Below are 26336 nucleotides of genomic sequence, written 5' to 3' on the forward strand. Positions count from 1 at the left end.
ATGGGGAGATTATTGGGAATCGGAACCGATGTGGGGAACAAAAGATCATTTAATGAAGACTCTGTTGGATATTATGAAGATGAGAATTTTGGAATATATATCGTAGCCGATGGAATGGGAGGCCATAATGCTGGTGAAGTTGCAAGCAAAATGGCTAAAGATGTGGTGATTAATTATGTGCTTAATCATAGAGATGAAGAATCACCAGAGGAGATTTTAAATGAAGCTCTACAAAATGCGAACAGAAGAATCTACAGAGAAGGGCTTTTAAATGAAGAATGTAATGGTATGGGTACAACTATTACGGGTGCTTTATTAAGAGGAGATGAATTGACTGTAGTCAATGTTGGTGATAGCAGGGTATATGTATTAATGGATGGACAGCTAATTAAAGTTACGAAAGATCATTCCTTAGTTCAAGAGCTTTTAGATAATGGAACCATTACAATTGAAGAGGCGAAAAACCACCCCAATAGAAATGTAATAACAAGAGCTGTTGGAACTAATCCGGTTGTTAGAGCTGATTATTATGATCTAAATTTAAAAAATGTGGAGAAGGTACTTCTTTGCAGTGATGGCTTAACAAACGAGGTTAGTGAAGATGAGATATTAGAAGTCTTAAAATCAAATGAGGAAAATCCATGTCAACAGTTAATAAATATGAGTAAGGAAAATGGTGGTAGAGACAATATTTCTGTTATCATTTTTAAAGGAGAGTGGCGAAGCAGATGATAGGAAGAATATTAGGAAACAGATATGAACTTTTAGAAAAAATCGGCGAAGGCGGAATGGCCATTGTATATAAGGCTAAATGTACTATTTTAAATAGATTTGTTGCCGTTAAGATATTAAAACCAGAGTACTCTAATAATGCAGATTTTATGGACAAATTTCAAAGGGAAGCATTGGCGACTGCTAGTTTTTCTCACAATAATATAGTTAGTATATATGATGTTGGTTCAGAAGATAACATTAACTATATAGTAATGGAGCTTGTAACAGGAAAGACTCTTAAAGAGTACATAAGAGAAAATGCACCACTGGATGTAGAGACTACTCTTAAGATTTCTATTCAGATAGCTAAGGCTTTAGAGTGTGCTCATAAAAATAAAATAATTCATAGAGACATAAAACCGCATAATATCTTAATTACTGAGGAAGAAATAATTAAAGTAACTGATTTTGGAATTGCTAAGGCAGCATCAGCAGAAACAATTACCCATACTAATAAGGTAATTGGATCAGCTCATTATTTCTCGCCAGAACAGGCTAAGGGGAAAATTGTTGATAACAGAACGGATATTTATTCTTTTGGTATTGTAATTTATGAGATGGTTACAGGTCGAGTTCCTTTTGATGGTGAAACTGCAGTAGCTGTGGCTTTAAAGCATATTCAAGAGGAAATAATACCACCAATCAACTTGGTGCCGAGTCTTCCTAGAAGCATTAATAACCTTATTTTAAAGGCAACTCAAAAGGAAGTATCAAAGAGATATAACAATGTAACTGATATGCTTATAGATTTAATAAGAATTGAAAAAAATAAGGGATATATTGTTACTCCAGCAAATGTGGAGAATGAATATACAACAGTAATGGATGCAACACAAATTCAAAATACTTTTCATGTGGATAAAAAAGATATTAAATCTGCTTTAGATGAAGAGGATGAAGAAGATTTTGAAGAAGATGAAGAAGATGAAGAAGATGATGACAATGAAGGTACTAGTGTGTGGAAAAAGGTTCTCCTAATTGGAGGGGCTTTAGTTATTTTTATAGTGTTAGGTGTATTTGCAGGGAACCTTATCTATAATAATACTAGTGGAGATAAACCTAGCAAAAATGAAAATCCTAAGGTTCCAGCAATAATGGGACTTAAGGAAGCTGATGCTAAAGCAAAAGTTGAAGAATTAGAGTTAACTTTTGTTGTATTAGGGAAAGAAAAAAGTGATGAACCAGCAGGAACAGTAATAGCTGTATTCCCTAATGAAGGAACTGAAGTTAAAAAGAAAAGTGAAGTAAGAGTTAGAATAAGCAATGGTCCTGAAGAAAGAAAAGTACCAGAAGTTTTAGGACTAGGAAAGAGTGTAGCTCAGAATCAGCTTGTAAATGAAGGATTTAAAGTTGGAACAATAACTGAAGAGTATGATGATGAGGTGCCAGTTGATGCAGTAATCAGCACTGACCCAGCTCCTGGTACAATGGCTAAAAAAGGCTCAACGGTAAATATAGTTGTTAGTAAGGGGTCAAAGGTGAATTATTCTAAGGCACCAGATTTGACAAACAAAACCTTGAGTGAAGCAGAATCAATATTAGCTGTATCTAACCTCGTGCTTGGAAATCAGAGTCCAGTACAAACTGATGATAAGAGTAAGGATGGAAAGATATTTAATCAAAGTATAGATAAAGGAACTAAAGTACAAGAGGGAACTGCTATAGATGTAAACTACTATCAGTATGTTGATCCTGATGCTGGTAAAATAGAGGTTAAAAATGTTACTGGTAAAACAGTGGCTGATGCAATTAGTGAGCTTAAAGCATTAGGCTTTACTAATGTTACGGCGAAGTATCAAAGTGCTTCGGGTTCGGTAATAGATAGTGATATTGTTATATATCAAAGTCCTTTAAGTGGAAAAATAAATCCAGAGGATCCTATCACACTAACTGTTAAGGATCCAGCACCAACAGGAAACCCTGATGGCGAAGAAGAGAAGCCATCAAACCCATAACAAAAGAAACGATTAATCCTTAGACAAATTTACTGTCTAAGGATTATTTAAAATTATTTAGGAGGCTTTTATGCAAGGAGTAATCGTAAAAGGTATTGGAGGATTATATTACGTAGATTGTGAAGAACGAGTAATAGAGTGTAAAGCAAGAGGAAAGTTTAGACATAAAGGACTTTCACCAATGATCGGGGATGAAGTTGTTGTTGAAGATGACAATGATCATGAAGGTAAGGGAGTAATTACCAAAATATTGGATAGAAAAAATCAGCTTTTAAGACCAGCTGTAGCAAATGTTTCTCAAGCGTTTGTAGTTGTCAGTAGCAAAAATCCAGATTTAAATGTTACGCTTCTATATAAGTTTTTACTTTTATGTGAATATAACAAGGTGAGGCCTATAATATGTTTTAATAAAATGGATATAGAAAGTGAAAATAGCAAAGCTATTGGAGAGATGCTTGAGAAATCAGGTTATGAAGTGCTATATCTTCAAGGAAAGCATGGTGTAGGAATTGAAGGGTTAAAGGCTAAAATCCATGATAATATTACCGTGTTTTGTGGACCTTCAGGGGTTGGTAAATCAACTATTTTAAATAAGGTTTTAGGCAGAGAAGTCATGAAAACTGGTGATATTAGCAACAAGCTAAAGAGAGGTAAACATACCACTAGGCATAGTGAGCTTGTGAGGGTTGAAGGCGGATTTCTAGTAGATACTCCTGGGTTCTCCTCCTTAGAACTGGATTTTATTGAAAAAGATGAACTTAAATATCTGCTTCCAGAATTTGAACCTTTTAATGAAGAGTGTAAATTTAATAATTGTGTTCACTTCAAGGAACCAGGATGTAAAGTCAAAGAGATGGTTGAAGTGGGAAGAATTAACGAAAGCAGATATGAATTTTATATAAGAACATTAGAGGAAATTATTAATAGGGGGAATAGAAAATGATTAAATTATCACCATCAATTTTATCAGCGGATTTTTCAAGATTAGGAGAGCATATTTCAGCCATTGAGAAATATGGAGCTGATTGGGTTCATATAGATGTTATGGATGGTATGTTTGTGCCTAATATATCTTTTGGGGCACCTATAATGAAAGCTATAAGACCATTAACTAAAATGGTATTTGATGTACATTTAATGATTGAGGATCCTGGAAGATATATTAAGGATTTCGTTGATGCAGGAGCTGATATGATAACTGTTCATTATGAAGCAGATAAGCATATTCATAGAACTATAAAATATATAAAAAGCTTTGGAGTAAAAGCTGGTATAGCATTAAATCCAGGTACGCCGGTAGCTTTAATAGAAGACTTAATTGAAGACATTGATATGGTGCTTATAATGTCTGTTAATCCAGGTTTTGGAGGGCAAAAGTATATTGAGTTCTCAGGTAAGAAGGTTGCACAGGTAAAGGCCTTAAAGGATATGTACAATAAAGAACTTTATATACAGGTTGATGGTGGAATAGATTCATCTAACGTTAAAAAGGTTATAGAGTGTGGAGCTAATTCTATTGTTGCTGGTTCTGCAGTGTTTAAAAATGATGAAATAGAGAAAAATATTAAAGCTTTGAAGGGAAATTTCTAAATGAAAGCTATAATTGTGGGGGGAGGAGTACCTCCTCAAAAGAGCTTAATTAAGAAGTATATGTCAGGGGAATACATTATTTTTGCTGCAGACAGTGGTGCTGATATTCTTGATAAATATGATATTGAGCCAGATTATTTGCTGGGTGACTTTGATTCTATTAACGGAGAAGTTTTAGAAAAGCTTGAAAGAGGGGTTAATACTACAAAGCTTCCTAGAGAAAAAGATTTTACAGACACTCATATAGCGGTTTTAAATGCAATAAGTATGGGTGCAAGTGAAATAGTATTACTAGGGTGTACAGGGAAGCGTATAGACCATTTTATGGCTAATCTATGCTTGTTAAAGCTTATGCTTGAACGTGGAGTATCGGGTTGTATTGTAGATGAAATGAATGAAATTTATTTAATTGATAAATCAACATCAATTAATGGAGAAATAGGACAGGTGTTTTCTTTGTTCAGCTATTGTGAAGATACAATAGGATTAACAATAAATGGAGCTAAATATCCTTTGGAAAATTATAATCTTCAGCAAGGTGATAATTTAACTGTTTCAAATGAGTTTTTTAAGGAACAGGTAGATGTTATTTTTGAAAAAGGATGTTTATTAGTATTTAAAAATTTATAATTTATATATTTAAGAGAAAGATGAAAAGAAATCTTTCTCTTTTGTTTTAGAATTATTTTGTAATTATTAAGAATAAAACAATTAAAAAATTATATGAATATATTATAGTAAACTTTATATTACATTGCTTTGACGAAATAATACTTATAAAGCTGAACTAAATATTTGGAGTAAACATATAAATATTTTTGAACAATTACTTATATGTTACATATACTGATAATGAAAGAATGGGGGGGTGTCGATGGGTAGAAGACGTCCTATAAGAGGGATAGGAATGATTATTTGCTCCGTGGGTGTTGGAATAGTTTTGGCTGTGTTGGTTCCAATTTGGGGGTGGCTTATTATAGGGGGCTGCACCATAATAGGTATTGGTTGGTTTATTATGAATAAATTTTGTTGATGAGTAATATCTAAGGGGGTTGTAGAGTGACAATTAAAGTAATAAAATTACCAAAGTTTTTATCTAAAATTGTTCGTATTTTTGTTAGGAAAAAACATATCGATTAATATTGCACATAAAAAAATGCAACTAAATTAATAGTTGCATTTTTTTATTACATTAAACAGCACGTTGTACTTTACCAGAACGTAAGCATCTTGTACATACGTGTACAGTCTTAGGTGATCCGTTTACTACAGCTTTAACTTTCTTTAAGTTTGGAGCCCATTTTCTTTTTGATTGACGGTGAGAGTGAGAGAATTGTACTCCTGAAACTACACCTTTATCACATATTTCACATCTTCTTGACATATATTACACCTCCTCGAAATTCCAACATACTGCTATAAATCAAACATAAGTTATTTTAACACAAGTAACATGTTCGTTGCAAGTATTAAGAAAAATAAACATATACCCCTATTATTATACATATAACCGTGGTAAAATTCAATAATAGATATGAATATATTATTATATTGGTTGAATTAAATCATAAGTTAATATAAAATATTTAGTAAGGTATAATTAAGGAGGAATTGATTATGAAAGCTAATATAACAACTGAAATAGGAAATATATATTACTCTGAAGATGTAATAGCTAATATAGCAGGTGTCTCCACTATGGAATGCTACGGAGTTGTGGGTATGGCTTTGAAGAATGCTAAAGACGGACTTTGGGAATTGTTAAAGGCTGAGAATTTAGCTAAAGGCGTAAAAATTACACAAAAAGATAATGCAGTGTCCATTGAATTATATATAATTGTTGAATACGGAACTAAGATTGCGGTTATAGCTAATAATATAATACAAACAGTTAGATACAATCTTGAAAACCTAACGGGTATTAAAGTTTCTCAAGTAACAGTTAATATTCAAGGCATAAGAGTCTAGGGGGGAACGAACAGTGACTTATACAACTATAAATGGTCGTGATTTTTCTAATATGATTAAAAGTGCTTCAAATGCACTAGAAAAGCAGAAGGAATATGTAAACTCCTTAAACGTTTTTCCAGTTCCAGATGGAGATACAGGAACTAATATGTCTTTAACTTTTAAAGCAGCAGCTAAAGAGATTGAAGGATTAGAGAATAAGTCTATTGGAGAAATATCAAAGAAACTAGCAAAAGGTGCACTTATGGGTGCAAGAGGAAATTCTGGAGTTATTCTTTCTCAGATTTTAAGAGGAATAGCAAAAGGTCTTGAAAACAAAGAAGAAGCAACTGTAGATGAAGTTAAAGAATCTTTTGTTCAAGGTTCAAACTTTGCATATAAAGCAGTTATGAGACCTACAGAAGGTACAATACTAACAATCATAAGAGCTGCTGGAGAGGCTGCTACATGTAGTGAAGCTGAAGATATGATTGAGCTTTATGAAGAAGTTTGTGAAGAAAGTAAAAAGATGTTGGATAAAACTCCAGAAATGCTTCCACAATTAAAACAGGCTAAGGTTGTTGATGCTGGTGGAATGGGCCTTTTAATTATTTTAAGAGGAATGTTAGAAGCATTAAAATTTGGTGAGGATATAGCGCTTAACAAAGATGGTGAAGTCATCAGCAGTGGAGAGGAATTTGAAGTTCCTGGGGCTGAAATTGATCCTGCAGACATTAAATTTGGATATTGTACAGAGTTTATTATAATGAATGAAGTTAAAGATATTCCAAACTTTAAAGATTTCTTAGAGAGTTTAGGAGATTCTTTAGTACTTGTTGGATTAGAAGACATTACTAAGGTTCACGTTCATACAAATGATCCAGGAGCTGTTTTATCAAAAGCAGTAACTTTTGGACCACTTTCAAAAATTAAAATAGAGAACATGAGAGAGCAGCATGAATCTTTATTAGGTATTGATGGAAACAGCAATGAACAGGCAGCAGTAGAAGAAATTAAAGAAGAACCAAAACCATTTGGCTTTGTAACTGTAGCTAGAGGTAACGGTATAGCTTCAATCTTCAGAGACTTAGGTGTTGATGAAGTTATTGAAGGCGGACAGACAATGAACCCTAGCACAGAGGATATTGTTAATAGTATAAATAAGGTTAATGCAGAAGTAGTATATGTACTACCAAATAATAAGAACATAATAATGGCAGCAGAGTTAGCTGTTGATTTAGTTGAAGATAAAAAAGTAATTGTTATCGGAACTAAAACTATTCCTCAAGGGATTACTGCAATAACTATGTTTAACCATGATGGAACTGCAGAAGAAAATGTTGAAACCATGAAGGAAGTTATAGAAAATGTTACTTCAGGAGAGGTTACTTATGCAGTTAAGGATACAGAGGATAATGGCAGATCTATTAAAGAAGGCGATATTCTTGGTATAAAAGAAGGTAAAATAAGTAACATAGGTAATGAAGTTTATAAAGTTTGCAAAGATTTAATAGCTTCAATGGTAAATGAGGACAGTGAACTTATCACTATATTCTATGGTGAAGACTGTGAAGAAGAAAAGGTTGATGAGTTAGTTGGAGAATTAGAAGAGCTATACCCTGAAATGGATGTACAATGTTTCAGTGGAGAACAACCATTATACTATTTTATTACATCAGTAGAATAAAAGCCTTAGGGCTTTTTTTCTATATTACGGAGTATGGAGTGATAATGTGAATATTTATAGCAGTGTTACAGCGATTAAAGGGGTAGGTCCTAAGATGGCTGAAAAACTAGGGCAATGTGGAATATATAGTGTTTTAGATTTGCTATTATATTTTCCGAGGGATTACGAAAGTATATTTATTGTTGATGAGTTAAATGATATAAACGGAAAAGAAAAGGTCATTCTTGAAGTTGAAGTAGAAAGAATACTTCCGGACATAAGAACTAAAACACGTAAGGTTATGACCACCATAAGATTTTCTCATAAAGGGGTAGCAGTTAAGGGCTTGTGGTTTAATCAACCTTATGTAAAAACAGGTTTTAGAGTTGGCTCTAAGTATGTAATTAGTGGTACATTGGAAAAGCAGGGTAGAGAATTTGTTATAATGAATGCTATTATTATGAGGAATACTACTGCTGAAAGCAGTGATATAATGGCAAAATATCCTCTGAAGGAAGATATATCAAATACATTTATAAATAAAATTGTCACTGAGGTCTTAAATTTAGTAATAATTGAAGAAAATCTTCCAAGGTGGATAGTAGAAGAGCAGAGTTTTATTTCTCTAAATGATGCAATTAGAAATATACATAATCCTAAAAGTTTGAGAATGCTTGATGAAGCAAGAAGAAGGTTAAAGTTTCAAGAGCTTTTTACATATTCATTAAAATTGATTGCACTTAAAAACAGAAATTTAAGTTCAAGGGGTATAAGCTTTAAAATTTCTCAAGAACTAAAGAAGTTCAAGGAGAAACTTCCTTTTGAGCTTACAGAAGCTCAGACAAGAACCGTAAGAGAAATTTTAAGGGATCAAAAGGCTTCTGCACCGATGAATAGATTAGTTCAAGGGGATGTTGGAAGTGGTAAAACAATTGTTGCTTTAATAGCTTTATTTAATGTGGTGAAAAATGGTTATCAAGGGGCAATGATGGCACCTACAGAAATATTGGCAAAACAGCATTTTTATGAAGCTGAAAAGTTATATAAAGATTTTAATATTAAGGTTGAGCTTTTAACAGGCAGCACAACAGAAAAAAATAAAGGACTTATTAAAGAAAGACTTTCTAATGGTGAAATTGATATTTTAATTGGAACACATGCGTTAATTGAAGATAATGTAGTCTTTAATAATTTAGGTCTTATAATTACTGATGAACAACATAGATTTGGTGTTGGACAAAGAACAAGGCTTGGAAATAAAAGAGAAGATATTGATGTTTTAGTTATGAGTGCGACACCAATACCGAGAACTCTTTGTTTATATATGTATGGGGATTTAGATGTATCTATAATTGACACACTTCCACCAGGAAGAAAGCCAATAGATACATATTATCTTTCTAAAGAAGAAAAAAGCAGGGTATACAATTTTGCTCTTCAGGAAATAGCTAAAGGACGTCAGGTATATGTGGTATGTCCTTTAGTAGAGGAAAATGAAGACCTGAAATTAAGTTCAGTTGAAAGTTTATACGAAGAACTTAAAAAAAGTTACTTTAAAAGTGTGGAAATCGCCATTCTTCATGGTAAAATGAGTAATAAGGACAAAAATTTTATTATGGGAGAATTTAAGGCTGGAAAGATTAAAGTTTTAATCTCGACAACCGTCATAGAAGTAGGGGTTAATGTCCCTAATGCCACCATGATGATAATTGAAAATGCAGAGCGTTTTGGATTATCTCAGCTTCATCAACTTAGGGGAAGAGTTGGTAGGGGAGATTTTAAATCCTATTGTGTTCTTGTGGCGAATATAAAAAGTGAGACAACTAAGCGCAGAATGGAAATAATGAAAAAAAGCAGTGATGGTTTTTATATAGCTGAACAGGATTTGCAGCTTAGGGGTAGTGGAGAAATGTTTGGTATGAGACAATCTGGAGATAATGGGCTTATACTTAGTGATTTAAGTGAAGATTTTCAGCTGTTTAAGCTTGCCAACATAGAAGCAAAAAAATTCTTTGATAAAAAAGATGATGAGAATCAACGAATTCTTAAAGAAATAATTATGAATTTAGAAAGAAGCACAAAGTACATATGCTTTAACTAAAAAGGAGAATAAAAATGAGAATAATAGCCGGTAAAGCTAGAGGAAGAAAAATTCTTTCTCCAGAAGGGTTAGGAACAAGACCAACCTTAGATAGGGTGAAGGAATCTATTTTTAACATAATACAAAATAATGTGAGAGGCAGCGTTGTTCTAGATCAATTTGCTGGGACAGGTAGTCTTGGCCTTGAAGCAGCAAGCAGAGGAGCTAAGGAGTGTCATCTAATTGATATGGGTGATGATACTTTCGGAAAGCTGAAGCAGAATATTAAAGATTTAAAGTTTGAGGATTTTTGTATAGCGCATAAGGGGGATTCCTTTAAGATGCTTGAGAATTTTGGAAAGCAAGGGAAGGTTTTTGATTTGATTTTTATTGACCCACCTTATGCAAAGGATATGATACCACCATCTTTAGAATTGATTAAAAAATATAATATTTTAAGCTCAAATGGCTTAATAGTGACAAAAATTGATTCAGAAGAGAAAATCTGTGAAGGTTATGAAGATATAATTTTAATTAAGGAAAGAAAGTATGGAAACACCACTGTGTGTTTATATGAGTTTGGGGAGTAGTATATGAGTAAGGCAGTTTATCCAGGAAGTTTTGATCCTATTACTAAGGGGCATTTAGATATTATAAAAAGATGTTCTTATGTCTTTGATGAAGTTATAGTTGCAGTTCTTGTAAATCCAGCTAAAAAAGGCTGGTTTACAACAGATGAAAGGGTAGCTATGATTGAAAGAGTTACTTCTGATCTTAGCAATGTAAAGGTGAGTAGTTTTGAGGGGCTTTTAGTTGATTTCATGGAGGATGAGGATATTGATGTTATAGTTAAAGGTCTTAGAACGATGACTGACTTTGACTATGAAATGCAGATGGCGCTTATGAATAAAAAGTTGAACAAAACTAAGGAAACTATGCTTATGATGACTAACTCTAAGTATTCATACCTTAGTTCTTCGGCAATTAAACAGGTAGCACTTTTTAAAGGGAATTTGGAAGGTTTAATACCTGGAGAACTAGAAGATGAAATAAGAGAAAGAGTAAAAATGATTGAGGGGGAAAATAAATGAAGGTAATAGAGTTAATAGATTATTTACAACAAAATATTGAAATGTCACCAAAAAATTTAGTTGGCAAGGTAGCAATTAATAAAAAAGAAGTTTTATCTACCTTGAATGAAATTAGAAGAGCTCTTCCAGATGAATTGGAGGAAGCAAAGAATTTAGTTAGACGTAGAGATACTATTCTAAGTGAAGCCCGTAAGGAAGAAGCTGCTATAATTGAAAATAGCAGAAAAAGAGCACAAGAAGAATATGAAAATTGTGATATTCTATTAGCTGCAAGAAGAGAAGCAGAAGAAATTTTAGAAAAAGCAAATAGTGAAGCAAATCAGATAAAGGCTGCTGCTGTTAAAGAAGCAAAAGAGTTAAGATATGGTGTTATGAACTATGCTGACAGCACATTAAGTACTCTTCAAAAGGATATTGATTTAATTGGAGAAGAATCTTTGAAGGTTGTACAAAATGAAATGGAAGAAATGCTTATAAGAATTTATAAGGAGATTTCTTCCACAACAACTAGAATAAGAGAAAATAATAAAGAATTAGGAAATACTAACGAATAGTTTTATCTTTGTTTTGATTTTTTACTTAATAAAGGTAAGATTAAAAAGGTTAATAGTATAATTAAAATTGGAGTTTCAGGTTTCAATAGGGTATTACTCGAAATAAAAGTTTCTTGATACATCATTGAAAATGGCAGCTTCAATATTAAAAAGGTAATGAATGCACCGATAAAACCTTGTATTCCCTTATAGAACATATATCTTTTCATGGATATTTTATAGGGATAAACAAAGGAATAAACCTGTGCTGTAATTGATAAACCGCTGAAACCTATTAAAAAGCTGCAAATGATTGTTTTTACTGTGGTTGAAAGGTTACTTAGAGCAAGAATGTTGCAGCCATTTGTGATTTCGATAAAACCTAAAAAAGAACCATTTATTGTTTCTGTTGGGATGGTAAAAGCATTACATATTTGGTTTAAGGCAGTGTAATATATTGCACTGCTTTTTATAATGTTAATAATTACAGAGAAGATTATTACAAAACTTCCAATAGAAAGACAGGTTTTAACTGCATCTTCAAGAGCTGTTTTAAGTGCAACACCTAAGTTAGGTGCATCACTTTCTAAAGCTGTAACAGCAACTGAAGGATGTGAGTAATTTTTGTTATCTTTCACCTTGTATCTTCCAGGCAGTATAAGACCCATTATAAAGCATGAAATAAGATTTGATAGTAGTAATACATAACCTAAAAATGAACTATGAAGCATTGCTGTACCAACGGTTCCAATTATAAATAACGGACTGCCGTTAGTTGCAATGTTGAGTAATCTCTGCAAAGTTTTTTTGTTGATAATATGATTTTCATATAGTTTTCCAGCATATCTAGCACCAAGAGGGTATCCGCAAAACATGCTGGCGAGTAAAACTACACTACATTCCTTTGGTAAGCCTAAAGGAGCACAGAGAATTTTTCCAAAGAACTTTGAGTATATTTCCATTCCGCCAAAAGCAAAAATTAAATTTACTATTACAAGAAAAGGAAATAATGAAGGAAATACAGAATTAAAGAATAATTTTGCACCAGTTAAGGTATATTCTATACAGCTTTTAGGATTAAGTATTATGTATACTATTAAAGCAGAAAATACTAAAGTATATATTAAGTTCTTAGTATTAGAGTTGAGGTTTAGATTCTTTATAAATAAATATAAAAGAATGATGATTATTACAATGATTAGAAATAGAAGATTAATCAAAAAAAATCAGTCCTTTCGTAAAGATATAATTAAATATATTTAAAAGGATTAGGGGTTATGATAATAAAAAGAAAAACTTCCAATATGAAATTAATACATATTGGAAGTTTGTTTATAATAAAATTACTTAATCATATTCATTTGGAAGAGTGTGTGAATAGTAAGTTAAAATAACTCAATCAAAGATGCACGCTGTGAAGGTTCTACTGACCAAATCATAGATTTGGAGTATCACTTTTAAATTATTACTTAAATTTCTCTAAATAAATTAAAGATGTATTTTTGAAAGGTCCATTAATAGTTGAAAATTCTCAGTGTCACCTGATAATAGGACTTCGCAGTCTATCTTCATTAAATCTTATTGAAGGATTAAGGATGCTGTAGCTGCGTGTACACTGTAAATCAAGATTAAAGGTAGGCGTTGTATCCTTTGGAAGCTTTGAATACAGTGGTATTGAGCAGTTATCCTTAATGGATTTTAACGCTGTAGCACCTGTAGCAGTAAAACCTAGAATTCGTGCATAAGGGCAAGGTGCTTTACGCATATTAACTATATCGTAATGCTGAAAGTCTAAGTAGTACTGGCAAAGAATTCGGCTTATTCTGGTGTAAGTGTATCTTTTGCTTTTAGCAGCAGAAATACACTCATTATAGGAAGTAGAATTTTCTAAAGCAGATAATAGTTTATTGTGAAGACCTTCAGAGGCATCAGGTAGGTTTTCAAATAAATTATGTCTGCTGGAAAGTGCCTTGTATTTTATATATGGATACATCATATTTTCAAAAGTAAAAGTATAATTATTTTTTTCTAATGTAAGAAGTTCTTGAAGAACACTTTCAGGTACATGGTGCTTTAGATTTAAGATGTCTTCATTATTATTTAATGCTTTACGTATAGATGTTGCACTAGAAAAAATGTTGTTTAAGTCTTTGCTGTTATAGGAACCACCAAGTCGTTTTATGGTATAGGGCTTTATAGAGCTGTTCAATCTTTTTAAGCTTTTTATATATTCTATACCAAGGATATTATTTGATGAATTTAATTGTTCAGATAAATAATTTCTATCATAATTCGTTTTGGTATTTAAATATTCAATTAAAGCCAAGGAACGAGCTTTAGGAAATAAAAGTCCTTTATTAAGTTCATTTTTTAACAGCTGTTTATATTCTTCAGGTTCGTGAACTAAAACTTCGGCAATGGTCTCTAGAAGGGTTATGTCTCCAGCTTCGCTTCCAAAACAAATTGAGTCAACCACACCTAAGCTGTTTAAAAGGCTTACAGCTCCGTGAGAAAAAAATTCTGCAGATGAAAGAGCGTAAACTGCAGGAAGCTCAAATACAATATCAACACCGTTTTCAAGGGCTAACTTTGTTTTTGTCCATTTATCTATAATAGAAGGTATTCCTCTTTGGTTAAAGTTACCACTCATAACGGCAATGACTAAATCACTATTTGTTAGCTCTTTTGTTTTGTTAATATGAAAAAGATGTCCGTTATGAAGAGGATTGTACTCAACAATGATGCCGGAAATTTTCATTTAATCTACCTCCTTATATAATTACAATTAATTGTTATAAGTTTATTATGTGGTAATAAAACCACGTTATATTAGCAATTATTATATACTAAATTAAAAAAAATCGCTATAAAGGTTGAAAAATATATGCGAAAAGAGGTATATTAATAAGGGATATTTTGAATTTTTTTACTGAGAGGAGAAAATATAATGAGTTTTACACAAAAAGTTTGGAAATTAGCACAACAAAATGTGAAGACAATAGTACTTCCTGAAGGGGAAGAAGAAAGAAACTTAAAGGCTGCGGAGATAATCCACACAAATAAAATTGCTGATGTAGTTTTAGTAGGAAATGAAGCTACAGTTAAAGCTAATGCTAAAGCCTTCGGAGTTAATGTTGAAGGAATCAAAATAGTGGATCCAGAAACATCTGAGAAAACAGCAGAATATGCAAAAGCTTTCTATGAGCTTAGAAAAAATAAAGGTATGACTGAAGAAAAAGCTTTAGATACAGTTAAAGATCCTGTTTATTATGGAACAATGATGGTTAAAATGGAAGATGCAGACGGATTAGTATCTGGAGCAATACATAGTACTGGAGATCTTTTAAGACCAGGTCTTCAGATAATAAAAACAGCACCTGGAATAAAAGTTGTATCAAGTTTCTTCGTTATGGAAGTTCCAAATTCACCATACGGTTCTGAAGGAACATTATTATTTGGTGACTGTGCAGTTAACCCAAACCCAACTGCAGAAGAACTTGCTTCAATAGCAATCAGCACAGCTGAAAATGCTAAATCACTTTGCGGAATTGATCCAAAAGTTGCAATGCTTTCTTTCTCAACTATGGGAAGTGCTAAGCATGAAAATGTAAGTAAGGTTGTTGAGGCTACTAAAATAGCTAAAGAAGCTAGACCTGACCTTGCTATAGATGGAGAATTACAATTAGATGCTGCTATAGTTGGAAAAGTAGCAAGCTTAAAAGCACCAGGAAGTGAAGTTGCAGGAAATGCTAACGTTCTAATATTCCCAGATTTACAAGCTGGAAACATTGGATACAAATTAGTTCAAAGATTTGCAGGAGCAGAAGCTATTGGACCAGTTTGTCAAGGATTCGCTAAGCCAATCAATGACTTATCAAGAGGATGCAGCGTAGATGATATAGTAAATGTTGTAGCTATTACTGCAGTTCAAGCGCAAAACAGCTAATATATACCAAGAAATATGATATTGATTAAAGTTAAAATATAAGGTAATCTAGTATAATATAATGATATATTATCATATTAGATAAAAGTCAGGAGGAAATAAGTAATGAAAGTATTAGTAATAAACTGTGGAAGTTCTTCATTAAAGTATCAATTAATAAACATGGAAAATGAGGAAAGTTTAGCACAAGGATTAGTAGAAAGAATAGGAATTGAAGGGTCAGTTTTAACTCAAAAGGTTCCAGGAAAAGATAAATACATAATAGAGCAGCCAATGGCAGATCACAAAGATGCTATAAAATTAGTTTTAGAAGCATTAGTTGATGAAACACATGGTGTTATTGCTTCTATGGATGAAATATCTGCAGTAGGACACAGAGTTGTTCACGGTGGAGAAAAATATGCTGAGTCTGTATTAATAAATGATGAGGTTATGGCTAGCTTAGAAGAGTGTGTTAAGCTTGCACCACTTCACAACCCAGCAAACATAATCGGAATTAACGCTTGTAAGAGCTTAATGCCATCAACTCCAATGGTTGCAGTATTTGATACAGCATTCCATCAAACAATGCCAAAAACAGCTTACATCTATCCACTTCCATATGAATTATATGAGAACCACGGAATAAGAAAATATGGTTTCCATGGAACATCTCACAAATTCGTATCAGCTGAGTGCGCTAAGATGTTAGGAAAAGATATAAAAGACGTTAAAATCATCACTTGCCACCTTGGAAATGGTGCTAGTTTAGCTGCTATTAAAAATGGTCAATGTGTAGATACAAGTATGGGATTCACTCCACTTGAAGGTATAGCAATGGGAACAAGATGTGGAAACATAGACCCTGCTATAGTTACATTCTTACAAAAAGAGTGCAACATGAGTGCAGCTGAGGTTGATAACCTAATGAACAAAAAATCAGGTGTATTTGGAATTTCTGGCGTAAGCAGCGACTTCAGAGATATAGAAGATGCAGCAGCACAAGGAAATGAAAGAGCTATACTTGCTTTAGACGTATTCAACTACAGAGTAAGAGAAATGATAGGTGCTTACGCGGCAGCAATGGGCGGAGTAGATGCAGTTGTATTTACAGCTGGTTTAGGAGAAAACGCAATTGAAACTAGACTTGATATCTGCAAAGGTCTAGAGTTCTTAGGAATCGAATTAGATGCTGAAAAGAATAATGTAAGAGGAAAAGCAAGAGAAATAAGCAAAGATGGCGCTAAAGTAAAAGTATTTGTTATACCAACTAACGAAGAGTTAGTTATAGCAAGAGATACTAAAGCTTTAACTGTTTAATTTGCATTTTCATAAAAATATTTTGAATAAAAACTAGAGTTTTCAACGTTTCTCAATAAGGAAAAAATATACATGTATAAATGTCCTTGACTTTTACTAGTATAATTTATATAATAACTTGTGTTTGAATGATACATTTGTGAACTTAAGGAGGGACGTTGGAGCTTTACTCAAGCTATGCATTTTGCATTATGTATGACTAGTATCTAGTTATATGAGGAAAATTACAGCTTGTAATTTTTCAGAGTGGATATTATGATAATAGACATAAATGAGTTAAATGATAAAAGCTATGAAAAAAAAGATATCAATATCATTATTGAAAAAGATAGTTTTTTTGATGGAAGTGAGAGTGTAACATATTCCCAACCTATTAAGTTTGATGGATATTTACGTCGTAAAAAAGGTCCGTTGGTTCTTGTTGGTGACGTGAAGACACAGGTTTTGTTAAACTGTGGAAGATGTATGCAAGTTTTTCCTTATGAAGTAAATATTCATATTGAGGAAGAATTATCAGATACTGACGATTGTGAGATTATCTCAATCAATACTGATAATATAGATATCTATGAGATTATTGAAAACTGCATTATCCTTGAACTACCTGTAAAAAGGCTGTGCAAAGATGACTGTAAAGGCTTATGCCAGACTTGTGGGAAGGATTTAAATCATGGACAATGTTCTTGTGCAGATTTTTATGTAGACCCTAGACTAGAAAAGCTGACACAAATGTTTTCTAACCATAAGGAGGTGTAATAATGGGAAATCCAGCTAGAAAATTTTCAAAAGCAAGAAGAGATTCAAGAAGAGCACAAACTTTTAAACTTGGTTTACCAGGAATAATTGAATGCCCTCAGTGTCACGAAATGAAACTTGCTCATAGAGTTTGTAAGAACTGTGGTTACTACAACAACAGAGAAGTTATAAAAACTGAGGAATAAAAAAGAAAGTCATTTGACTTTCTTTTATTTTTTTGTAAAGAATTATTTTTATGTGGAAATTATAATAAAATAAATATATAATGTACTTAAATGTTTTTTAGATGTTGAATTTATATGAGAACAAATTGCATACATAAGAAAATGTCAAAGATATTTTTGGAGACATATAAAATAAAGATACTGAGAGGGTTTGTTATGAGAGTAGTAGTAGATGGAATGGGTGGAGATAATTCACCACAAGCTATAGTTGAAGGTTGTGTTCTGGCGCAAAAAGAATATGGTGTTGAAATCATAATTACTGGGCCGAAAGAAAAGATTGAAGCAGAACTTGCAAAGCATGAATATAATAAGAATGCTATAACTATAGTTGATGCTAGAGAAGTAATCTCTACAAATGAAGCGCCAGTTAAAGCTTTAAAAACAAAAAAAGATTCATCTCTAGTTAAAGCTTTAGACCTTGTTAAAAATGGAGAGGCTGATGCGGTTGTTTCTGCTGGAAGCACAGGAGCTTTTTTAGCAGGTTGTACTTTGATTGTTAAGAGAATTAAAGGGATAAGCAGACCGGCACTTGCACCAGTTATGCCTGGTAAAAATGGACCATTTATGATTATAGATGCAGGGGCTAATGCTGATTGTAAACCTCAATATTTAACACAGTTTGCTCAAATGGGTAAGGTTTATTTTGAAAATGTTCTTGGTGTTAATAATCCAACCGTAGGACTTGTTAATATAGGGGAAGAAGAAGAAAAGGGAAATGATCTTACAAAGGCAGCATATCAGCTTTTAAAAGAAGAGGATATTAATTTTATAGGAAATATTGAACCAAGAGATATTCCAAAAGGTAAAGTTAATGTATTAGTATGTGATGGTTTTGTTGGAAATACAGTTCTGAAAATGTATGAAGGTGTTGCAGAAACTATCTTAAGTGAAATAAAGACGGAAATAATGGGAAGCTTTGTGACTAAGATTGGTGGAGTTTTATTAACTCCGGTATTTAAAAGATTCAAAAAACATTATGATTATAAAGAGTATGGTGGAGCAGCGTTCTTAGGGGTTAATGGTATTTGTATAAAGGCTCATGGTTCTTCTGATGCTCGTGCCTTAAAAAATGCAATAAAGGTATCAAAAGTATATTACGATACAGGTGTTTTAGAAAAAATGAAATCTGCCTTTGCTGAAGAAAAAGATACTTTAAAGATTGATGAATAAAATTCTATAAAATTAGTACATTATAATAGAGTATTTAAAAAAAAGTAGTTGATTATTATATAAGATGCTATTATATTAAATAGGTGTATTACATTTAAATTTTAGGAGGTAAATAAAATGTTTGGAAAAGTAAGAGCAAAAATCGCGGAGCAACTAAGTATAGATGAAAACGAGATAACTATGGAATCTGGATTCGTTGATGATTTAGGTGCAGACTCACTTGACATTGTGGAACTTATCATGGCACTTGAAGAGGAATTCGATATGGAGATTCCAGATGAAGATGCAGAAAAAATTACTACTGTAGGAGATGTAGTAGAGTACATTAAAGCTAGAGTGGATGAATAATGATAAAAGGTTCCGTAGTAATGCGGAACCTTATTTTTAGGTTTATTCTTGAATATATTGAAGAATGTAGGCAATATACTGAAGAATAAACTTCTAGGAGGAAGTAAATTAATGAAAATATTTAAAAGTACATTAGAACTTAAAGAAAAACTTAAGATAAATTTCGAAAATATGGAGGTTCTGCAAACGGCTATAACCCATAGCTCTTATGCTAATGAGAAAAATGTTGATTTTAATGAAAGGTTGGAATTTTTGGGAGATACGGTTTTAGAACTTATTATATCCGAATACTTATTTGCTAATCACGAGGAGGAGTCAGAGGGATATTTAACAAAAGTGAGAGCCCTAATCGTTTGTGAGAATTCATTGTTTGAAATTGCAAAGGGGTGGGACTTAGGAAAATATATATGCATGAGTAAAGGTGAAGAGTTAACAGGGGGTAGAAATAGAGTCTCTATTTTAGCTGATGCTGTTGAAGCTATTATTGCAGCTATTTATTTAGACCAAGGGTTTGAAAGTGTGAAAGCTTTTGTTCTTAGAAACTTTGAAGGAATAATTGAAAAAGCTGTTAAAAATAAAATTATCCTTGACTATAAAACAAAGCTTCAAGAGATTCTTCAAAAAAAAGGTGATGTGGATATTTCATATGAGCTTGTAAGTTTTGAAGGACCACCTCATCGAAGAGAATTTTTCGTGCAGGTTTCTGTTAATGGAGATGTGAAAGGTAAAGGTTCTGGGTTTAGTAAAAAAGAAGCCGAGCAAATGGCAGCAAAAGAAGTGCTTACAAGCAGAGGTGATATTAGTGAGTAAGAAACATTATATAATTCCTATTTTTGTTCCTCATATAGGGTGTCCTCATACTTGTGTATTTTGTAATCAAGATAGTATTACAGGTGATGCAGGTGTGGCAGGGAGCACTGGTAACGTGGATGGCGAATTTGTAAGAAAAACAATAGAAGAATATCTTGAGACTATAAATAATAAAGATGCAGTTGTGGAGGTTTCTTTCTTTGGAGGCACATTCACAGGTATTAATATGTGTAAACAGAGAGAGTTACTAGCGGTAGCTCAAAGCTTTAAAAGTATGGGGAAAATCGATTATATCCATATGTCTACTAGACCAGATTATATAGATGAAGATATAATGGAGCATCTTAAAAGCTTTGATGTAGATATAATTGAGTTAGGGGTTCAATCTCTTGATGAAGAGGTGCTTCATGAATCAGGTAGGGGCCATAGTGCGGAGGATGTCATTAATGCGTCAAAGCTTATTAAAAAATATGGATTTACATTAGGACATCAGCTGATGCTTGGACTTCCTGGTGATTCGAAAGAAAAAGATATTGAATCTGTTAAGAAAAGTATTTCCATGAAGCCTGATATAGCAAGGATCTATCCTTCTTTAGTTATAAAAGATACTCCTATGGAAAAAATGCTTAATAGAGGTGAGTATAAACCCTATTCTTTAGAAGAGGCTGTAGAAGTTAGTAAAGTGGTTTATGGAGTATATGAGATTAATGGAGTTCAAGTTATCCGTATTGGTCTTCAGCCAACAGAAGAAATTAATGTGGATGGAGATATTGTTGAAGGTCCCTTCCATCCAGCCTTCAGAGAGTTAGTAGAAAGCAGTATCTATTGTGATATAATAGAAGAGTATCTTAAAGTAAATAGAGATATGGAGAGTGTTTTTATAAATCCTAAAGAAATATCAAAGCTATATGCTAATAAGAAAACTTATTTTAAAAAACTCCTTAATAACCTCGGAGTGAAGAAGCTTAATATCATTCAAAGTGATGATGTTAAAAAAGGGGCTTTAGGGTTTTATAATGGGTTAAAATTAGATATAATTAATCAACAGGATTATTTGAAGTCAAAATATAATAATATATAACACTGATATAGGAGTGATATTATGAAAACATCGAAGAAAAAAAGGGAAATGTACACTAGAATATTAGCTGCAGTAGTTTGTGGTGCTTTATTGCTTGGTATTGTTATCCCTGTAATCTTTAGCATTTAGGAGTGGAAAATAAATGTTTTTAAAATCTATTGAGATAAGAGGTTTTAAATCCTTTGCTGACAAGACAGAATTAACTTTTAAGCAAGGGGTAACAGCTGTTGTAGGACCTAATGGTAGTGGGAAAAGTAACATTTCAGATGCTGTTAGATGGGTTCTTGGTGAGCAAAGCATAAGAAATCTTAGAGGAGATAAGATGGAGGATGTTATTTTTGCAGGAACTCAGTATAGAAAACCAGTAGGTCTTGCACAGGTTTCATTAACCTTAGACAACAGCGATTCGGATTTGGATATTGCTTATTCTCAAGTTACCGTGGCAAGAAGGCTTTATAGGTCGGGGGACAGTGAATATTTAATCAATAATACAGTGTGTAGACTTAAAGATGTACAAGCCTTATTTATGGATACAGGTATCGGAAAAGAGGGGTATTCCCTTATAGGGCAAGGTAAAATTGATGCTATTCTTAGTGCTAAATCAGAAGATAGAAGAAAGTTATTAGAAGAAGCAGCTGGAATCGTAAAATATAAAACTAGAAAAGAAGAAGCTGAAAGAAGACTTGAAAATACGGAACAAAATCTGTTAAGAATTAATGATATAATTTCTACCTATGAAGAAAGATTACCATCATTAGAGGCAGATTGTGAAAAAGCAAAAATATTTTTAGAAGCATCAGAACAGATAAAAGTTAAAGAAGTTAATATTATCGTTGATTTCTTAGAGAAAACTAAATTTACCATTGATAAGATTAATGGAGATATTAAATCAGTGACTTTATCACAAGAAAATTTAAATGGTGAAAAAAGTCAGTTGAAAATTGCTTTGGATGAGAAAAATCAAGAACTTGAAAAAATTAATAGTGTTGTTGATGAAAAGAAAAGATTGTATTATGAAGCTCAAAGTCAACATCAAGCAATTCTTGGAGAGGTTAAGTTATATGAAGAAAAGATTATACACTTAACTGAAACAATGGAGAGGCTGAAAAAGGAAAGTGAAGAAAAAGCTTTAATTATTAAAGAGCAGGTAAGAAGTTTTGAAGGAAAGCAGCAAAGCTTAGAGCATTTGAAGCAGAAAGAAAAGGATATAGATGAAAAGATATCATTAAAGGAAGCAGAGATTTCTAGTGTAGTAAAGAATGTAACTGAGTTTAATGATAAAATGAAGGCTTTAGAGAGTGCTAAATTTAAATATTATAATGATATGAACTCTAAAAATAACGAGGAAGGAATACTTAAAAATAATATTGATCTTTGCAATGAAAATCTTGAAAAATTAATTTTAGATGTTCAGACTTTTAAAAATTCAATTCTAATAAATACTAAGACTAAGGCACACTTAGAAGAGGAAAAGTCTGCTGCTATTGATAAGGTTGAAAAATATGAAGAGCAGGTAAAAGAAAATAGAAAAAAGATTATTAAAGCTAAGCATGAATTAGAAAATATGGAAAGACAGCTTAGAGATATGGTTAAGGTTCAAGGAAATAATGAAGCTAGGTTAAATGCTTTGGTGAATTTAGAACACTCCTATGAGGGGTATAACAAGTCTGTAAAGCTGCTTATGCAATATATTGAACAAAGTAAGAATTATAAAATAAATGAGGATTGCTTTGTCTTAGGGGATATAATAAAAGTTCCTGAAAGAGTAGAAAAGGCTATTGAAATAGCGATGGGAGCAAGCATCTCCAATATTGTAACTAAGGATGAAAATATAGCTAAGAATTTAATTAATCATTTGAAAAGCAATAAGCTGGGTAGAGCAACCTTCATGCCATTAAGTATTGTGAGAGGAAAGAATATTTCGGTTGATAGAAGTGTTCTTGAAGCAAAGGGATATATAGGAATAGCTAGTGAGCTTATTGAGTTTGAAGCGAAGTTTAAAGGGGTTGTAGACCAGGTTTTAGGTAAGACTTTAGTATGTGATACAATGGATAATGGTTTACGTATCTCTAAAATAAGCGGTTATAAATACAGAATTGTTACTTTGGATGGAGAGGTGTTTAATCCAGGTGGTTCTTTAACGGGAGGTAGCTATGCTAAAAATGCTAACGTTATTGGAAGAAAAAGAGAGATTGAAGAGCTTACAGAAAAGGTATCAGAAGCTAAAGATATAATTAAAAGAAGAACGTTCACAATTGCTGAAAAGAATGAAGAAATAAAAAGATTTGATGATGAAGGCTTAGATCTTCGTGATAAAATTCACTTTGAAAACATCAATACTACTAAGATAAATGGTGAAATTTCTAAAGTTGATGAAGAAGAAAAAAGAAATAGAAGAGAGCTTCAAAGATCAAGCGAAGGTCTGGTTAAGGAAGAAGAAAAACTTAAGGTGTTAAAAGAAAATCTTAAGAAAACTGAAGTGGAATTGGCAAGATTAAGTGAAGAAATGGTAAAAATAAATAATGAGTATGATGAAGTTAATGAAAAGACTAATGGACAAAACTCATTAATTGAAGAGCTTAGAGAAGAACTTACAACTATAAAGATTAGTAAAGCTAAAGTTAAAGAGATGATTAATAATAATGTATCTGATTTGAATAGAATAGAAGATACAATAAAGCAGGAGAAGAGTTCCATTATTAATCATGAAGAAGAAATAACAAAATCCAAAAGCTCTATTGATACATTGAAAAAGGACATTGAAATTAATTATAGTAGTGTTAAGGATATAACAGAGAGCTTTAAGGAGTTTGAGAAATTCTTTGAAGATGCAGAAATAGATAAAATAAAAATAAAAGAAAAGCTTCCTATGATTACTTCTAAAGTTGAAGATATAAACCTTCAGTTAGAAAAATTAGAAAAGGAAGTTCATAAAAATGAAATTGCTTTAGCTAAGATTGAAGCAGAAGAAGAAGCACTTCTTAAAAAACTTAATGAAGAGTATAATTTAACCTTTGCGGAAGGTTTAAGTTATAAAATTGAAGGAAGTGATATTCTTAAATTAAAGGGTGAAGTTACAGCTTTAAAGAAAAAGATCAGTGATTTAGGAACAGTTAATTTAGGAGCTATTGAGGAATTTAAAGAAGTTAATGAAAAATATACCTTTATGAATGGTCAGCGTGAAGATTTGGTAGAATCTAAATTAGAGATAGAGAGTTTTATTACTGAGATGACAGATAAAATGAGAACGGTGTTTATGAGTAATTTTAAACAGCTTAGAGAATACTTTAATGAAACCTTTAGAGAGCTGTTTAAGGGTGGAAGTGCTGATCTAACGCTTCAAGGTGATGATGAATTAACTTGTAAGATAGAAATAAATGTTGAGCCGCCAGGAAAGAAACTTCAAAATATTAATCTTTTATCAGGTGGAGAGAAGGTTTTATCAGCTATTGCTCTTTTATTTGCAATTTTAAAGATGAAACCTACTCCGTTCTGTATTCTGGATGAGATTGAAGCTGCGCTTGATGATGCCAATGTTCTTAGATATGGTGAATTCCTTAAAAAGTTCTCTGAAAAGGTACAGTTTATAGTAATAACTCATAGAAAGGGAACGATGGAAACTAGTGATATGATTTATGGTGTTACCATGGAAGAAAAGGGTGTTTCAAAGGTTGTATCCCTTGAGCTGACAAAATAATAAGGAGGGTCAAAGATGTTTGGTAAGTTTTTTGATAAAATAAAAGATGGACTAACGAAAACTAGAAATACAATAAATGATGCTGTTACTCAAGTTTTGAAGCTGGCAGTAGAGATTGATGAAGATTTATATGAAGAGCTAGAAGAAATCCTAATTACGAGTGATATCGGCGTTGAGACTTCAGTAGAGATAATTGAAAGATTAAGAAAAAAGGTTATTTCTGAAAGAATAAGTGAGCCGGATAATATACTTCCTGCTATGAAAGAAATAATCATGGAAATGATGGGAGATTATGAAACCTCTATCGTTCCAGAACACACACCAGAGGTTAGACTAATTATAGGGGTTAATGGAGTTGGAAAAACAACTTCTATTGGAAAGATGGCTGCTAGAATTAAGGAAAGCAATCATAAGGTTCTTCTTGCTGCTGCAGATACTTTCAGAGCTGCTGCCATTGATCAGCTTGAAATATGGAGTAAAAGAGCAAATGTTGAAATAATAAAGCATCAGGAAGGGTCTGACCCAGCTGCTGTTGTTTATGATGCAGTTCAAGCTGCAAAGGCTAGAAAGACAGATGTGCTTCTTTGTGACACAGCAGGAAGACTTCATAACAAAAAGAATCTTATGGATGAGCTTGGAAAGATAAACAGAGTGATAGACAGAGAGTTTGCAGAGGCTAAGAAGGAGACTCTATTAGTCCTTGATGCTACAACAGGTCAAAATGCTGTTATTCAAGCTAAGCAGTTTATGGAGGTTTGTCCTATAGATGGAATTATCCTTACGAAATTGGATGGAACTGCAAAGGGTGGAATAGTTATATCAATTAAGCATACTTTAAATATTCCAGTAAGATATATTGGAGTTGGAGAAGGTATTGATGACCTTCAAGAATTTAATTCAAGAGAGTTTGTGGAAGCGCTATTTTAGGTGTAAAGTAAAAATACTTGACTGTTAAGTAAAAATACTTGACAGTCATACTTTAATTTGTTAATATAGTTTTTGTGAGTTAGGTGATCATATGGAAAAAAGAGTTGAAATATCAATTTTACTAGAGTTTTATAGTGGATTGCTGACAGAGAAACAAAGAAATATTATGGATTTATATTATAATGAAGATTTGTCTTTGGCAGAGATTGCAGAGCTAAATAACACTAGCAGACAGGCAATTCATGATTTGATTAAAAGATGTGTGCATCTTTTAGAAGAATATGAAAGCAAACTTCACTTAATGGAGAAAACTTCATCTATAGAAATCTCTAAGATAAAGATTATTGACAAGTTAAAGCAACTTCAGAATATTGTTTCCAGACTAGAAGAAAAGGAATCAATAACACTCATAATTGAAAACATAGAGAAGGATATATAGGAG

Annotated in this window: 26 protein-coding genes; 23 read left to right on the plus strand and 3 right to left on the minus strand. The window is 32.4% G+C overall.

Annotated elements, in window-relative coordinates; all coding sequences use genetic code 11:
- The 6 genes from BN1075_RS03655 (at position 1) to BN1075_RS21870 (ending at position 5352) form a co-directional block, all read left to right on the plus strand.
- A complete protein-coding gene (locus tag BN1075_RS03655; RefSeq protein ID WP_040191670.1) occupies positions 1-732 on the plus strand; it encodes a Stp1/IreP family PP2C-type Ser/Thr phosphatase in 732 nt (243 codons plus the stop codon).
- Positions 729-2729 (plus strand): Stk1 family PASTA domain-containing Ser/Thr kinase, encoded by a 2001-nt coding sequence (gene pknB / locus BN1075_RS03660; RefSeq protein WP_042386883.1) that lies wholly within the window; start codon positions 729-731, stop codon positions 2727-2729. The genes BN1075_RS03655 and pknB overlap by 4 nt, the downstream gene beginning before the upstream one ends.
- Before the next feature lie 70 nt (positions 2730-2799).
- Positions 2800-3672: a ribosome small subunit-dependent GTPase A gene (gene rsgA / locus BN1075_RS03665; protein ID WP_040191671.1), complete on the plus strand. Its 873-nt coding sequence runs from the start codon at positions 2800-2802 to the stop codon at positions 3670-3672.
- Positions 3669-4319, plus strand: a complete 651-nt coding sequence (gene rpe, locus BN1075_RS03670) for a ribulose-phosphate 3-epimerase (RefSeq protein ID WP_040191672.1) — start codon at positions 3669-3671, stop codon at positions 4317-4319. The genes rsgA and rpe overlap by 4 nt, the downstream gene beginning before the upstream one ends.
- On the plus strand, positions 4320-4949 hold the full coding sequence (locus BN1075_RS03675) for a thiamine diphosphokinase (RefSeq protein ID WP_040191673.1): 630 nt from the start codon (positions 4320-4322) through the stop codon (positions 4947-4949).
- A gap of 244 nt (positions 4950-5193) precedes the next feature.
- Positions 5194-5352, plus strand: a complete 159-nt coding sequence (locus BN1075_RS21870; protein ID WP_197072263.1) for a hypothetical protein — start codon at positions 5194-5196, stop codon at positions 5350-5352.
- A gap of 159 nt (positions 5353-5511) precedes the next feature.
- On the opposite strand, the gene rpmB is transcribed toward BN1075_RS21870, so the two are convergent.
- On the minus strand, positions 5512-5703 hold the full coding sequence (rpmB, locus tag BN1075_RS03680; RefSeq protein WP_040191674.1) for a 50S ribosomal protein L28: 192 nt from the start codon (positions 5701-5703) through the stop codon (positions 5512-5514).
- A 233-nt stretch (positions 5704-5936) separates the two neighbouring features.
- On the opposite strand from rpmB, the gene BN1075_RS03685 reads away from it, so the two are divergent.
- From BN1075_RS03685 to BN1075_RS03710, 6 genes are read left to right on the plus strand one after another with little or no spacing between them, the layout of a single operon-like run.
- Positions 5937-6287, plus strand: a complete 351-nt coding sequence (locus BN1075_RS03685; protein ID WP_040191676.1) for an Asp23/Gls24 family envelope stress response protein — start codon at positions 5937-5939, stop codon at positions 6285-6287.
- A gap of 13 nt (positions 6288-6300) precedes the next feature.
- A complete protein-coding gene (locus tag BN1075_RS03690) occupies positions 6301-7953 on the plus strand; it encodes a DAK2 domain-containing protein (protein ID WP_040191677.1) in 1653 nt (550 codons plus the stop codon).
- Positions 7954-7999: 46 nt separating this feature from the next.
- Positions 8000-10033 (plus strand): ATP-dependent DNA helicase RecG, encoded by a 2034-nt coding sequence (gene recG / locus BN1075_RS03695; RefSeq protein ID WP_040191678.1) that lies wholly within the window; start codon positions 8000-8002, stop codon positions 10031-10033.
- Positions 10034-10047: 14 nt separating this feature from the next.
- A complete protein-coding gene (rsmD, locus tag BN1075_RS03700; RefSeq protein ID WP_040191679.1) occupies positions 10048-10602 on the plus strand; it encodes a 16S rRNA (guanine(966)-N(2))-methyltransferase RsmD in 555 nt (184 codons plus the stop codon).
- A 3-nt stretch (positions 10603-10605) separates the two neighbouring features.
- The gene (gene coaD, locus BN1075_RS03705) at positions 10606-11103 is read left to right on the plus strand and encodes a pantetheine-phosphate adenylyltransferase (RefSeq protein WP_040191681.1); all 498 of its coding nucleotides are present in this window, start codon (positions 10606-10608) and stop codon (positions 11101-11103) included.
- Complete coding sequence (locus tag BN1075_RS03710; RefSeq protein ID WP_040191683.1) at positions 11100-11657, plus strand: ATP synthase F0 subunit B; 558 nt, start codon at positions 11100-11102, stop codon at positions 11655-11657. Before coaD ends, BN1075_RS03710 begins: the two co-directional genes overlap by 4 nt.
- A 2-nt stretch (positions 11658-11659) precedes the next feature.
- On the opposite strand, the gene ylbJ is transcribed toward BN1075_RS03710, so the two are convergent.
- The gene (ylbJ, locus tag BN1075_RS03715) at positions 11660-12856 is read right to left on the minus strand and encodes a sporulation integral membrane protein YlbJ (protein ID WP_052406368.1); all 1197 of its coding nucleotides are present in this window, start codon (positions 12854-12856) and stop codon (positions 11660-11662) included.
- A gap of 317 nt (positions 12857-13173) precedes the next feature.
- Positions 13174-14394 (minus strand): nucleotidyltransferase, encoded by a 1221-nt coding sequence (locus BN1075_RS03720; RefSeq protein WP_040191684.1) that lies wholly within the window; start codon positions 14392-14394, stop codon positions 13174-13176.
- A 189-nt stretch (positions 14395-14583) separates the two neighbouring features.
- Between BN1075_RS03720 and pta the strand changes: the two genes are divergently transcribed.
- From pta to BN1075_RS03775, 11 genes are all read left to right on the plus strand, one after another.
- Positions 14584-15582 (plus strand): phosphate acetyltransferase, encoded by a 999-nt coding sequence (gene pta / locus BN1075_RS03725; protein WP_040191685.1) that lies wholly within the window; start codon positions 14584-14586, stop codon positions 15580-15582.
- A gap of 105 nt (positions 15583-15687) precedes the next feature.
- Positions 15688-16881: an acetate/propionate family kinase gene (locus BN1075_RS03730; RefSeq protein ID WP_040191686.1), complete on the plus strand. Its 1194-nt coding sequence runs from the start codon at positions 15688-15690 to the stop codon at positions 16879-16881.
- 255 nt (positions 16882-17136) lie between these two features.
- Positions 17137-17637: a YceD family protein gene (locus tag BN1075_RS03735; RefSeq protein WP_040191789.1), complete on the plus strand. Its 501-nt coding sequence runs from the start codon at positions 17137-17139 to the stop codon at positions 17635-17637.
- A gap of 2 nt (positions 17638-17639) precedes the next feature.
- Positions 17640-17822: a 50S ribosomal protein L32 gene (rpmF, locus tag BN1075_RS03740; RefSeq protein ID WP_040191687.1), complete on the plus strand. Its 183-nt coding sequence runs from the start codon at positions 17640-17642 to the stop codon at positions 17820-17822.
- Between the two features lie 195 nt (positions 17823-18017).
- Positions 18018-19031: a phosphate acyltransferase PlsX gene (gene plsX, locus BN1075_RS03745; protein ID WP_040191688.1), complete on the plus strand. Its 1014-nt coding sequence runs from the start codon at positions 18018-18020 to the stop codon at positions 19029-19031.
- Between the two features lie 117 nt (positions 19032-19148).
- A complete protein-coding gene (gene acpP / locus BN1075_RS03750; RefSeq protein ID WP_040191690.1) occupies positions 19149-19379 on the plus strand; it encodes an acyl carrier protein in 231 nt (76 codons plus the stop codon).
- Positions 19380-19490: 111 nt separating this feature from the next.
- Entirely contained in the window at positions 19491-20189 is a 699-nt protein-coding gene (gene rnc, locus BN1075_RS03755; protein ID WP_040191692.1) for a ribonuclease III, read from the plus strand.
- Positions 20182-21270 (plus strand): elongator complex protein 3, encoded by a 1089-nt coding sequence (locus BN1075_RS03760; RefSeq protein WP_040191693.1) that lies wholly within the window; start codon positions 20182-20184, stop codon positions 21268-21270. Before rnc ends, BN1075_RS03760 begins: the two co-directional genes overlap by 8 nt.
- Before the next feature lie 142 nt (positions 21271-21412).
- Positions 21413-24967, plus strand: a complete 3555-nt coding sequence (gene smc, locus BN1075_RS03765; RefSeq protein ID WP_040191694.1) for a chromosome segregation protein SMC — start codon at positions 21413-21415, stop codon at positions 24965-24967.
- Positions 24968-24982: 15 nt separating this feature from the next.
- Complete coding sequence (ftsY, locus tag BN1075_RS03770) at positions 24983-25894, plus strand: signal recognition particle-docking protein FtsY (RefSeq protein ID WP_040191695.1); 912 nt, start codon at positions 24983-24985, stop codon at positions 25892-25894.
- 91 nt (positions 25895-25985) lie between these two features.
- Positions 25986-26333, plus strand: a complete 348-nt coding sequence (locus BN1075_RS03775; RefSeq protein ID WP_040191696.1) for a putative DNA-binding protein — start codon at positions 25986-25988, stop codon at positions 26331-26333.
- The last annotated feature ends 3 nt before the right edge of the window (positions 26334-26336 follow it).

It is taken from the genome of Clostridium culturomicium (assembly GCF_000821305.1).
In the GTDB taxonomy this organism is placed as follows: domain Bacteria; phylum Bacillota; class Clostridia; order Clostridiales; family Clostridiaceae; genus Clostridium_J; species Clostridium_J culturomicium.